Consider the following 12,370-nt stretch of genomic DNA (forward strand, 5'->3'; position numbering starts at 1 on the left):
TTTAGAAAGCCCCCTTTTTTAATCATTTTTAATGTTGAAAAGGTTAGCAAAAATGAAACTCAAATGTTAGACTAGTTTCAAAAAAGGGGGCGAGAAATATATGGAGATAATAAAATTTAGGTTAATTATTTTCGTTTTCCCATTTCACTTCTTCACCCTGCGGAGTGGCACCGCCCTGTGCTGGAGTGATAGGAGAAGTTTCCTGATTGATATGATAAATATAGGCTGCAATTTTTTCAGCATCTCTTCCGCTGATGGTTCCTTCTTTGATGAAAGGTCGCATCGTAGGGTTATTGGGTGAACCGTTTTCAAGCATCCAGAAAACATTTTTAAAAAGACTTTTTTCTTTGATATTGATCCAGTGCGTGTCTGTAAGATTTGGACCGATACCGCCTTTTCCACCGTCACCATGACAGGTTACACAATTGGTTTTGAAAAGTTCCTGACCATCTGCGATGTTGTCTGCACTATATTTTGCCGTTTCCAGATCAATCTGGGGTGCTGTTTTTTCATATTCAGCTATAGAAGCGAGCATTGTTTTTACTTCTTTATCATACTCCGCTTCAGGATGAGCATATTCAGTAAAGGCAAATGCGGTCATATACACAACGCAGAATATACATCCGAACCAGAACAGGCCTATCCACCATTTCGGAAGGGAGTTGTCAAGCTCTGTGATTCCGTCAAAACCATGGTCGATAAGAATATCTTTTTCTTCCGTAGCAGATTGTTTTTTGAAGGCAGAATTCCAAAGTTTCTGATAATAGGGAATACTTTTTTCTGCTAAATATTCTTTCTTTTCCTCTTCTGAAAGTCTGCTGAAACTTTCGTTTTCAACAAGATCTCCGATGGAGTTCATGATTAGCAGAAGAATAACAGTGATTACAATAAGCGCCCAGAAAAACGGAGAAGAAAAATAGCCTGAATCTCCGGCGAACATTTCAAACGCCATGATCGTTAAGCCTATCGTCGTTGCGATATATATTGAAATGGGGGTTCTCTTTTTCATTGCAGTAAAAATTTTAAAGTTTACTCAGCACTTGCGGTCTGGATCTGTGTCGTTTTAATATCGGTACCTAATCTTTGCAGGTAAGCAATCATAGCTACAATTTCTCTCTGCTCCAGCGGTACGTAGGAGGTGCCTTTTGTTGCTTTTTCTTTTTCCATCTGATCTTTAAGGTCATTTGCCTCAGAATAAATTCTTTTGACAATGCCTTTTGACTGATTGTCTGCCCACTGGTTAGCCGAATCTATTTCTGCTTTTGAATAAGGCACATCGAAAGCATTTTTCATCAATTTCATCTTGTCAACCATTTGAGTACGATCCAGCTTATTGGTGATCAGCCATGGAAAACGGGGCATGATGGAACCAGCAGAGGTAATTCTCGGGTTGTACATGTGCTTAAAGTGCCATGAATCCGGATTTCTGCCACCTTCTCTGTGAAGATCCGGTCCTGTTCGCTTAGATCCCCATAAGAAAGGTCTGTCATAAATGAATTCTCCCGCTTTAGAATACTGTCCGTTTTTACCTTCAAATCTTACGATCTCATCACGGAAAGGTCTGATCATTTGAGAGTGGCAGGAGTTGCAGCCTTCCCTTACATAAAGATCTCTTCCTTCCAGTTCAAGTGGAGTATAAGGTTTTACAGCGGTGATGGTCGGAACGCTCTGCTTCAGAGATAGTGTAGGAACAATTTCTATTAATCCGCCTATGGCTACTGTGATGAAAGCTAATATTGAAAGCAGTTTTGGAGTTCTTTCAAGCCAAAGGTGTACACCTTCTCCTTCTTTTCTTGAGCTGCCAATCTCTGCCAGTGCCGGAGCTTCTGCAGGAACTTCCTTCTGGAATGAGCCTGATCTTACGGTTCTGATCACATTCACCACCATTAAAATAGCACCTGAAAGATAAAGGATACCGCCTAAGAATCTCATTTTGAAATAAGGAATGATCGCCGTTACCGTATCCAGCCAGTTTTTATACATTAAGGTACCATCAGGGTTGAACTGTTTCCACATCAGTCCCTGGGTGAATCCTGAGATATACATGGGAACTGCATAGAAAATAATTCCTAATGTTCCCAACCAGAAGTGCCAGTTGGCTAATTTTTTAGACCATAAGGGCGTTCTCCACATGATTGGAACCAGGTAATATACCACTCCGAAGGCCATAAAGCCGTTCCATCCAAGGGCTCCCAGGTGTACGTGTCCGATCACCCAGTCCGTGTAGTGCCCGATTTTATTTAAAGATTTTGTAGCCAGTAAAGGTCCTTCGAAAGTGGCCATACCATAACAGGTAATTGCTACTACAAAGAATTTCAGGATCGGATTTTCTCTTACTTTATCCCAGGCTCCTCTTAAGGTGAGAAGACCGTTCAGCATTCCTCCCCATGAAGGCGCAATAAGCATGATAGAGAATCCCGTACCTACGGCCTGTGCCCATGCCGGAAGCGCCGTATACTGAAGGTGGTGAGGGCCAGCCCAAAGGTATACGAATATCAGCGACCAAAAGTGAATAATGGATAATTTATAGGAGAATACAGGTCGCTGTGCCGCTTTCGGCATGAAGTAGTACATCAGGCCTAACACCGGAGTGGTCAGTACAAAGGCTACGGCATTGTGACCGTACCACCATTGTACAAGAGCATCTTTTACACCGGCATATACAGAATAGGATTTCCAGCTTGTGAAGGATAGGGGAACTTCAAGATTATTAAAAATATGCAGCATGGCCACGGCAATCCAGGTGGCAATGTAGAACCAGATCGCTACATAAAGGTGTCTTACCCTTCTCTTGGCAATGGTTCCGAACATATTGATTCCGAAAATAACCCATGATACGGTGATCATAATGTCAATTGGCCATTCGTGTTCAGCATATTCTTTGGAAGTATTGATTCCCATTAAGAAAGTGATCACTACGGCAACGATCATCAGCTGCCAGGTCCAGAAATGGAGCCATGAAAGCGTATCGCTGTACATTCTTGTTTTTAAAAGTCTCTGCATACTGTAATAAGCACCGCAGAAGAAGGAATTACATACGAAAGCAAAAATAACCGCACTGGTATGAAGCATTCTGATTCTTCCGAATCCCATGGCTCCCTGTGTATTGATAAGTCCCTGTATATTTCCGCTTCTCAGACTCTGAATCGTGGTATCATCTGTCCCGAATAAAAACTCAGGCAACTCAGGGTAGAAAAGCATCAGCGCAGCCGAAAGTCCCAGCAGAAAGCCGACCAGCCCGAATACGATAGTAGCATACAAGAATGCTCTGACAATATTATTGTCATAATTGAATTTTTGCGTCTCCATAATTCCAATAGTGTTGTACCGAAGTGATATTTACCTTTTGAAAGCAGATTTTATTTTATCTTGATTTCTGTTAAAAATAAATATCATGTAACGTGTATAATGTTTTGCCAAAGGTATTTATTAACTTTGTGTAAGTCTAGTAGCTCTCCTTCTAAACTATACTAAAAACTACTAAAACAAAAACGATGAAAATATGTGGTCAAAATATCAGAAAAATCCGTAGAAGTAAAGACTTTACGCAGGAGTACATGGCTTTTGAAATGGGGATTTCCCAAAAGGCTTATTCCGACATTGAAAATTCTAAAGTAAAGATCAACCTTGATATCCTTAAGAAGATCTCCGATATCCTGGAAATTAAACCTTCAGACATCTGCAGTATTTCTCACAAATGCGGAACAGACGGGAATGAAGACCGGTATCAGTCGCTTTTAGAGTATATGAAAAAGAATAATATTTCAATTCCGGAAGAATATTTATAATAAAATACGACTTTTTTAGTTTTTAATTCTTTAAAAATGAACCTTTTGAATATTAAGAAAGCTTCATAGAAGGCAAATTTCTCTAAAGTTTTATATATTTAGGGCATAATTGATTTTATGAGCAGCGAACAGAAAACAGAGTCCAGCGATGGGGCTCTGGTGAGAGGATTAACCAACAGACATATTCAACTAATTGCCCTCGGAGGTGCTATAGGAACAGGATTGTTTCTTGGAATTGGCCCGGCAGCAGTTTTGGCGGGACCTTCCGTTATTCTGGGATATGCATTAGCAGGAATCATTGCATTCTTTATTATGCGCCAGCTCGGTGAAATGGTGGTTCAGGAACCTGTTTCAGGAAGTTTCAGCCATTTTGCCTATAAATATTGGGGTAATTTTCCAGGCTTTGCATCTGGCTGGAATTACTGGATTCTCTATATTCTGGTAAGTATGGCCGAGCTTACGGCTATCGGGCATTATATTCATTTTTGGTGGCCCGAAATTCCACTCTGGGTGTCCAGTTTATTCTTTTTTATTGTGATTACAGCCCTAAATCTGGCTTCTGTAAAAGTATATGGAGAAACTGAATTCTGGTTTTCCATCATCAAAGTGATTGCCATTATCGGGATGATTGTATTTGGTATTTACTTATTATTAAGTGGTACCGGAGGCGATAAAGCAAGTATTACGAATTTGTGGAACGATGGTGGATTTTTCCCCAAAGGATTTTTTAATAAAAGCGAAAGTGGATTTTCCGGACTGTTTGCCGCCATGGCGATGATTATGTTCTCATTTGGAGGATTGGAATTAATCGGAATTACGGCAGCAGAAGCTAAAAACCCTGAAAAGACCATTCCTAAAGCAACTAATCAGGTTATTTATAGAATTTTGATTTTCTATGTGGGAGCCTTGGTGATTTTATTTGCATTGAGCCCGTGGAGAGAGATTACAGAGGGAACAAGCCCGTTTGTGATGGTTTTTCAGAATTTAAATGGATTTGAATTCAATATTTTCGGAAAGGTGATTCAGTTCAATATTTTAATTGCCAATATCCTTAATCTGATTGTTTTAACAGCGGCATTGTCGGTATATAACAGCAGTGTTTACAGCAACAGCAGAATGCTTTTCGGACTGGCTCAGCAGGGAAATGCACCAAAGTTTTTAAAGAAACTGAATAAAAACAGTGTTCCTACGAATGCGATCCTGATTTCGTCCTGTTTCGCGGGAATCTGTATTATCATTAATAAACTGGTTCCGGAAAAGGCTTTTGAATATTTAATGGCTCTTGTAGTTTCGACTCTGATTATTAATTGGCTGATGATCTGCTATACCCATTTGAAATTCAGAAAAGATAAAGATCAATCGGGGGTGAAAACGTTATTCCCATCCATATTCTATCCGGTTTCAAATTACATCTGCATCTTATTTTTAGTAGCTATTTTGGTATTGATGAGCATTACGGGAATGGAAATCCAGGTGATCCTGATTCCGATCTGGCTGGCGTTTCTTTTTATAATGTTTAAACTGTATAAACCTAAAACCAAATAATAATTTGATTATAGTACAGAAAGTGGGTGCAGGCTTACTTAATTATACAGAGGACAGATTTTGATCTGTCCTTTTTTTTTGTCTATTACAATTAGATAAATAATAAAGCTTTTATCATTTATCCCATAATTTTATAATGTACCTTCTTAAAAAGATTTTTTTTTTGCGTACATTAGTAAGTATATATATCAAAATAGGGTGAAAAAAAACTAGTCAGAAATCAGATGATCATTTCAATATTACGATACAAGTAACAAATTTAAAACACATTCACTTATGGCAAATCTATTTCAAACCCTTACAAACACGGTAAAGCATTGGTATATTCCATTGATTTTCGGAATTATATTTTTAATCTGCGTTTTTTATGTATTCAGTGTCCCGCTTGCTACGTATGTCACTCTTTCTATTTTTTTCAGTGTTTCATTTTTATTTTCGGGAATAACGGAAATATTTTTTTCCTTACAGAATAACAAGTCATTGCAGGGATGGGGCTGGTTCCTGATCAGCGGATTGCTGACGACAGCAATTGGAGTATATCTTGTGAGTAATCCAAAGATCTCGATGACGGTCCTTCCATTTGTTGTGGGATTCACATTGTTATTTCGTTCTTTTCAGCTTTTAGGATTTGCCTTTGATCTTAGAAGTCAGAAAATTTTAAGCTGGGGAAATGTTGCCTTGGCAAGTGCAGGAGGAATTATATTCTCTTTGCTATTGATCTTTAATCCTGTATTTACCGGACTTTCCTTAGTTACATTAACGGCTGTATCTTTTATCTTTATAGGAATTGCTTCCATCATGCTGGCTTTAGACCTTAAAAAACTTAAAAGATTCCCTTCAAAGATCAGTGAGGAGCTGAAAAATAAAGTGAGATCTCTTCAGGAGGAGATTGATGAGTTGAAAAATAGAAAATAAAAAGATATCTATTGATCATCATAAAAAACTTCAAATAAAATGACTTTTGGGTTTCTGCCTTATATTTATTAATATGAGAAAGACAAGCAACACGTCAGACCAAGGACTGGCCAGATTAGAGAAGGAATTTTTCACTCCTGAAAAAATAAAAAGAATTATTTTTTTGATGAATTACCCTTTTCAGTAAACCAATAAAACCCGCGAAAGCGGGTTTTATTGGTTTACTGAAATCGTTTTAATGAATGTAACCTCAATTAAATACTATTGTTTTACAATTTTCTTGACGATTTTTTTTCCTTCTTTATTGATTCCATGCAGAAAATAAATGTTTGCAGGTAAATGATGAAGATCTATTTGTTTACCGGATAATGCTTCATAAACGATTTTTCCATCGGAAGTATATATTTCAACTGAGCTGAGTTCTTCTGAGAAAAAGACTACATCTTTTGCAGGATTGGGATATAAAGAAATACTAGTGGCAGCCTTTATATCTTCTGTTCCCATGTTACCTGACCCTAATTTTACCAGCCAAAAATCCGTAGCAGAAGAATTGGTGTGTAGGCCGGTCACATCACCATTGTTGGAAAGCGTACTTCCTGCAATAGCATAGCCGCCATCCGCGGTCAGATCTAAAGAAAAAGCAGTATCACTACCAGTCCCTCCCAGAGATTTGGCCCAGGATTTATTTCCAGAAGCATCCAGTTTTACCACCCAATAATCATTATTGTTAGTGCTGCCGCGGTGATCTGTAACATCCCCGTCATTAGAGAAAGAAGTTCCTGTTACAGCGTATCCTCCATCAGGAGTTTGTTTAATAAAATGAGCCTGATCAGAATTACTCCCGCCCAGACTTTTTTGCCATTCCAATGTACCGCCAGAAGTTATTTTAACCACCCAGAAATCTTTATTTCCGTGATTTCCGGTAACATCACCATTTACAGAATTGGAATATCCGGCAAGAATATATCCTCCATCTGTCGTTTGCTGGATAGAATATGCATTGTCTTCTCCAGTTCCTCCTAAACATTTTTGCCATTGTAATACCCCTTGTGCATTTAATTTTACTACCCAGGCATCTCTTGAGGCAAGGTAGGCAGCGTCACCTGAACTCCAGTACGTGTGATTTCCGGAAACATCGCCATTATTTTTAGTTTGGGTAGAACCGGCAAGAATATATCCTCCATCTGTTGTTTGTTTTACAGAGTAGGCCACTTCATCATCTGAACCTCCAAAACTTTTACGCCATTCTATATTGCCATTGGGATCAGTCTTTATCGCTACCATATTATATCTGGTCACCGGGCCCACTCCGGCAGCATATATAGCTCCAGCCACTATAAAGCCTCCATCTGATGTCTGTTGAATAGAGTAAGCTTTTTCATCATCTGTCGTTCCCAGATTTTGTGTCCATAATTTATTGCCTGCACCATCTAATTTAACAATCCAAATATCATTGGCACCGTAATATGCAGGTACATCTCCATTATCTATAGTAGAATATCCTGCAACAATATATCCCCCATCACTCGTGAGTGCAATAGCGGCTGCAGAATCATTTCCTGTTCCCCCCAATGCTTTTTGCCATTGGAAGTTTCCGTGGCTATCTGTTTTTACTACCCACATATCCTGGGTAAATCCGGCACTTCCGTGGAAACCGGAAACATATCCGCTGTTGGCATTGGTATTCCCTGCTAAAATATACCCCCCGTCCGGAGTATGCAAAACCTGTAGTCCATATTGCTTGTTTGCAGTATTGAAATCTACACATGCACCTTCAGTTCCTATACCTCCCAGACATACTGCCCATTCAATAGGTGGAGCTTGCTGAGCTGTTGACAAATGATATGTTAAAAGAAATAAGAAAAGGAGTAGTGTTTTTTTCATGGTTATAAAGTATTTGATTAAATAAATGCTACGAAAGTAATTAAATAAGCTCAAAAAAAATAAAGAAATGTAATAATGTCTAATGAACGAAATCAGAGAAAAGCTAATTCATAATTTTTGAAGATTTTCAGATACAAAAAAACCATCCTTAGAAAAGGATGGTTTGTAGACCCACAGGGATTCGAACCCCAACTGATGGTACCAAAAACCAGAGTGCTACCGTTACACCATGGGTCTGTATTATTGAGTGGTGCAAATTTACTATTTTTTTATTGATGTGCAATACTTTGGAATATAAGAAGCTGTTTTTTTGAAGTAAAAATTTTTAAAATAATAGTTTTACGAACGTCATTCCAAAAATTAAATCTTGGATAATCTTTGGTTTCCAGATTCTTGTAAGCAAAAAAGCCTTCCCAACGAAAGGCATTGTCATCTCAACGTTTGAAAATTATTTTTTCGGTAAGCCATTAATTTTTGATTCTAGTTCGTTGATTCTTCTTTCAAGATTCTCATTTTTCTGATGCAGCGCTCTTATGGCTTCCACCAGAATGGCATCGTAATCTCCATAGGCAGTTTGCAAATAGCCTTTGGTATCTTTGGTTACTTTATCGGGAAAAACTTCCTGTATATTTTGGGCGATAAAGCCCATCTGTTTTTCTTTCGGACGAAGAATACCCGTTTTATCATCATTCCAATAATAGTAAACTCCTTTCAACTGAAGCAGTTTTTCTAATGCTTCATTGCCGGAGATTTGCTGAATGTCTTTTTTCAGGCGTCCATCCGAATTGGCAAGCCATGCTCCGGCAGTCGTTTTAGAAGCTTCTCCCTCTATCTCCAGAATATTTGTTGAAGCTGTTTTACCAATCCCGATCTTACCGTCCTGACCTATGGTCATTCGTAAAACACTTGAATTTGTATCATTGGGGGTCGTATGGAATTCTATTCTGATTCCCTGTGCTGTTGTTGTAAAATTCTGGGTTGCTTGTGCCGTGATCCTAGAAGAAGTTAAGGCATTGCTGTTGTAGCCATTTCCTGAGTTTCCTGCAAAGACAATCGCCCCTACATTATCTCCCGATGCTAAAGCTTGGTTGATACTGCTGTCAGTAGAGGCATTTTTTCTAAGGACGAAGTACGCGGGACCTACTCCTCCAGCTCTTTCATTGATTGCTCCTAACACATCACTCAAAATATGAAAATTGGATTGTGGATTAGTCATTCTTATTCCGACACGAGCGTTATCAGTAACAGTTAGTGCCTCTACGTTTGAAGAGTTTCGGACTTTAAATGACCTGTTTGCAGAGGAGTTTGTTTTGCTTACTACATCCAAGGTCGCCTGTGGCATAGTGGTGTTAATTCCTACCTGTCCATTTATAGATAAAAAAAAGCCTGATATTAATGCGAAATAAAATTTGAAAATAATTTTTGAAGTCATCGTATGTATATTTTAATATTGCGAATTTACAATATTTTCTTTTTCATAGATGAAATTTTAACAATAAAATGTAGTTATTATTATGATTGTTTAAAATAATATTATTATGAATGGTTCGCAAATGTTAATATTGGGTTGAAATTACGAAATCATTAAAGACTTCCATTGGGAAATAAAAAAGCCTTAATAATCTGTCGATTAAAAAGGCTTTAAGTAGACCCACAGGGATTCGAACCCCAACTGATGGTACCAAAAACCAGAGTGCTACCGTTACACCATGGGTCTCTTTATTTTGGTGAGGCAAATTTACAGCTTTTTTCTTTAGATACAAGAAAATTTTAAAGTTTTTTTTACATTTACACTCCGTTTTATTTCATACCATTATGCTGATAGACTTCAATAAACTCAATATTAATAATTTATCTCCTCAAACGGATTTCGAATATACCATCAAAAATTTTTTAGATGAATGGTTTTCCCTTGGAGATACCGTAAAAGTGCAAACTTCAGGTTCCACAGGGATTCCGAAAGTTTTTGAAATTGAAAAAAAGAAAATGATCAAGTCTGCGGTGATGACCTGTGATTTTTTGGAATTAAAAGAGGGGAACAAAGCATTGTTGTGCCTTCCTGTAGACTATATTTCAGGAAAAATGATGATGGTACGTTCTATTCAGAGAAAATTGAAACTGATCGTAACTGATCCCTCCTTAAAACCAACCGAATATTTAAATGAAGAAGTAGATTTTTGTGCTATGACGCCGCTTCAGGTAGAAAATTCACTCAACAAATTGCATTTGATTAAAAATTTAATCATTGGAGGAGCTGCTGTTTCTGAAAATTTAAAAAGCAAAATACTAAGTACAAAACTGCTTTCCAATACTTCAAACCGTATTTTTGAGACCTACGGAATGTCCGAGACCCTTTCTCATATTGCGTTGAAACAGCTGATGCCTGAACCTGAAGATTATTTCACCGTTTTCGAAAATATTTCTATCACTACAGATGAAAGAGGCTGTCTGAAAATAGAGGCTCCCGATTTAAATACTGAGGTTCTGCAAACGAATGATTTAGTTGAGATTAGAAATGAAAAACAGTTTAAATTCCTGGGACGCATCGACAATGTGATTAATTCCGGCGGAGCTAAAATTTTCCCTGAAGCATTAGAGGCATTAGTTAAAAAAGAAATTCCGAATGAAGCAGTATTTTTAGGAAGTGAAGATGAACGATTGGGACAGAAACTTATTTTGATCATCGAAGGAGAAGAATCTGCAGAACTTTCTGAAAAGGTTTTAAAAATCCCTTTTGAAAAAAGTTTTCACAAACCGAAAGAAATTATTTTCACGGATAAAATTCCCAGAACCCCAAACGGCAAAGTCAACAGAATAGAACTCTATAAAATAATAACCAAAAGCTAAAAAATAGTGCCATCCACTATCTATTCATCTACCATCATCCATCTCTTCATCTATCATCTCGCCATCTATTATCTATTAATCCACTATCTTTAACCCATTCATTCCCATCCTATGAAAGACTTCTCAAAAGAACTCAGCTTTAAAACTTCCCGCAGCAGTGGGGCAGGAGGCCAGAATGTCAATAAAGTGGAAACTGCGGTAACCGTTCTTTGGCTGGTCGATGAATCCGAATTTTTTAATGAGTATCAAAAAGGGCTCATCAGGGGTAAGTTAAAAAACAGAATCAATGCTGACGGCTATATGTTCCTTACCGTCTCTGAAAGCAGGACCCAGCTCATGAATAAAAATAAGGCGATTGAAAAAATTATTGATCTCGTTGACAAAGCCTTAATTGTACCAAAAAAGAGACTGGCTACCAAACCTTCAAAAGGACAGAAGCAGAAAAGACTGGATACCAAAAAGAAAATTTCTGAAAAGAAAGATAACAGGAAGTTTAAGTTTTAGAGATTCAGGTTTTGGGATGTAGAGGCTATAAGATCTGAGTTGCAGTTTAGTATGTTTTTTCCTTTTGTATATCGGTATTTTTGATTATCTTAGGGGTATTATTTACAAACATTAATTTATGACAGCAATTATTCCTTCTTCTGCAGAAAGCCACTCTAATGGCCTTTTGTTGTCGCTGTTATACTTACATACAGATTCTTTTCTGAAGAATTCCAAGGACTTTATTAATTAAGCCCTGTCAGGATCCACGACAGGGAAAATATTCCAATTAATTTCACGTATTTATTTTTGCAGTTTTCTACAGGAGAAAAACTGAATAGGGTCATCCTGCATTGGATCACTGGAATAGCTGCATCCACTCATTTTAAAAGAATTAAAAATGTCCAACCATATTACTGTAACCACCGGAATTTATGATGCGATAAAAGATACACTCAGAAGAAAAAAGGTAAGCATGCCGGAAGAGAAAAGACTTACTGAAGAACTGAAGAAAGCCAAGCAGGTTTTGAGGAGAGATCTCCCTGATGATGTAGTGACTGTTGACAGAAAAGTAACCATCAAAGACCACACGCGGAATTTCGAGCACGAATATATTTTCGTTGCCTCCGTAAAAGCTAAACCGGCAAAAAATAAACATTCCATCTTATCGGATATTGCTTTGGCAACTGTAGGATATAAAGTGGGAGATGTCATCGACTGGCCTTTCAAAGATGGTGAAAGGAAGATCGAGATCTTAAAAGTAGAATCTTGTCACGGGTAGTCCCTGTGTTATCTATATTTGTTAGATGAAAGTACAGCTCCAGGGCTGTATTTTTTTTGTGTAAAATATGGGATGTTGAGAAACATTTTTTATCATTTGTTAAAAAAGGATGTTCGCGGAGGAGTTT

The 12,370-nt window shown here is 37.8% G+C and carries 10 protein-coding genes and 2 tRNA genes; 6 read left to right on the plus strand and 6 right to left on the minus strand.

Annotated features, from left to right (window positions below; translation table 11 throughout):
• Positions 1-121: 121 nt before the first annotated feature.
• Positions 122-1,009, minus strand: a complete 888-nt coding sequence (locus EG346_RS10245; protein WP_123878448.1) for a cbb3-type cytochrome c oxidase N-terminal domain-containing protein — start codon at positions 1,007-1,009, stop codon at positions 122-124.
• Between the two features lie 20 nt (positions 1,010-1,029).
• Complete coding sequence (ccoN, locus tag EG346_RS10250; RefSeq protein WP_073334274.1) at positions 1,030-3,309, minus strand: cytochrome-c oxidase, cbb3-type subunit I; 2,280 nt, start codon at positions 3,307-3,309, stop codon at positions 1,030-1,032.
• A 185-nt stretch (positions 3,310-3,494) separates the two neighbouring features.
• Here ccoN and EG346_RS10255 point away from each other — a divergent pair, with 185 nt between their 5' ends.
• From EG346_RS10255 to EG346_RS10265, 3 genes are all read left to right on the plus strand, one after another.
• A complete protein-coding gene (locus EG346_RS10255; protein WP_073334275.1) occupies positions 3,495-3,788 on the plus strand; it encodes a helix-turn-helix domain-containing protein in 294 nt (97 codons plus the stop codon).
• Positions 3,789-3,905: 117 nt separating this feature from the next.
• Complete coding sequence (locus EG346_RS10260; protein ID WP_123878450.1) at positions 3,906-5,333, plus strand: amino acid permease; 1,428 nt, start codon at positions 3,906-3,908, stop codon at positions 5,331-5,333.
• 276 nt (positions 5,334-5,609) lie between these two features.
• Entirely contained in the window at positions 5,610-6,248 is a 639-nt protein-coding gene (locus EG346_RS10265; protein WP_123878452.1) for an HdeD family acid-resistance protein, read from the plus strand.
• Between the two features lie 261 nt (positions 6,249-6,509).
• On the opposite strand, the gene EG346_RS10270 is transcribed toward EG346_RS10265, so the two are convergent.
• The 4 genes from EG346_RS10270 to EG346_RS10285 all read right to left on the minus strand — a co-directional run bounded on the left by EG346_RS10270 (position 6,510) and on the right by EG346_RS10285 (position 9,849).
• Complete coding sequence (locus EG346_RS10270; protein WP_123878453.1) at positions 6,510-8,132, minus strand: T9SS type A sorting domain-containing protein; 1,623 nt, start codon at positions 8,130-8,132, stop codon at positions 6,510-6,512.
• A 166-nt stretch (positions 8,133-8,298) separates the two neighbouring features.
• Positions 8,299-8,369: transfer RNA gene (locus EG346_RS10275), tRNA-Gln, on the minus strand.
• A gap of 211 nt (positions 8,370-8,580) precedes the next feature.
• Complete coding sequence (locus EG346_RS10280) at positions 8,581-9,564, minus strand: tail fiber domain-containing protein (RefSeq protein WP_123878454.1); 984 nt, start codon at positions 9,562-9,564, stop codon at positions 8,581-8,583.
• Between the two features lie 214 nt (positions 9,565-9,778).
• Positions 9,779-9,849 (minus strand) — tRNA-Gln (locus tag EG346_RS10285).
• Positions 9,850-9,947: 98 nt separating this feature from the next.
• Between EG346_RS10285 and EG346_RS10290 the strand changes: the two genes are divergently transcribed.
• The 3 genes from EG346_RS10290 to EG346_RS10300 all read left to right on the plus strand — a co-directional run bounded on the left by EG346_RS10290 (position 9,948) and on the right by EG346_RS10300 (position 12,243).
• On the plus strand, positions 9,948-10,979 hold the full coding sequence (locus EG346_RS10290; protein WP_123878456.1) for an AMP-binding protein: 1,032 nt from the start codon (positions 9,948-9,950) through the stop codon (positions 10,977-10,979).
• Between the two features lie 111 nt (positions 10,980-11,090).
• On the plus strand, positions 11,091-11,483 hold the full coding sequence (arfB, locus tag EG346_RS10295; RefSeq protein WP_123878458.1) for an alternative ribosome rescue aminoacyl-tRNA hydrolase ArfB: 393 nt from the start codon (positions 11,091-11,093) through the stop codon (positions 11,481-11,483).
• Between the two features lie 379 nt (positions 11,484-11,862).
• Positions 11,863-12,243, plus strand: coding sequence for a GreA/GreB family elongation factor (locus EG346_RS10300; protein WP_123878460.1), 381 nt, complete (start codon positions 11,863-11,865; stop codon positions 12,241-12,243).
• The last annotated feature ends 127 nt before the right edge of the window (positions 12,244-12,370 follow it).

The organism is Chryseobacterium carnipullorum (genome assembly GCF_003815695.1).
In the GTDB taxonomy this organism is placed as follows: Bacteria; Bacteroidota; Bacteroidia; order Flavobacteriales; family Weeksellaceae; genus Chryseobacterium; species Chryseobacterium carnipullorum.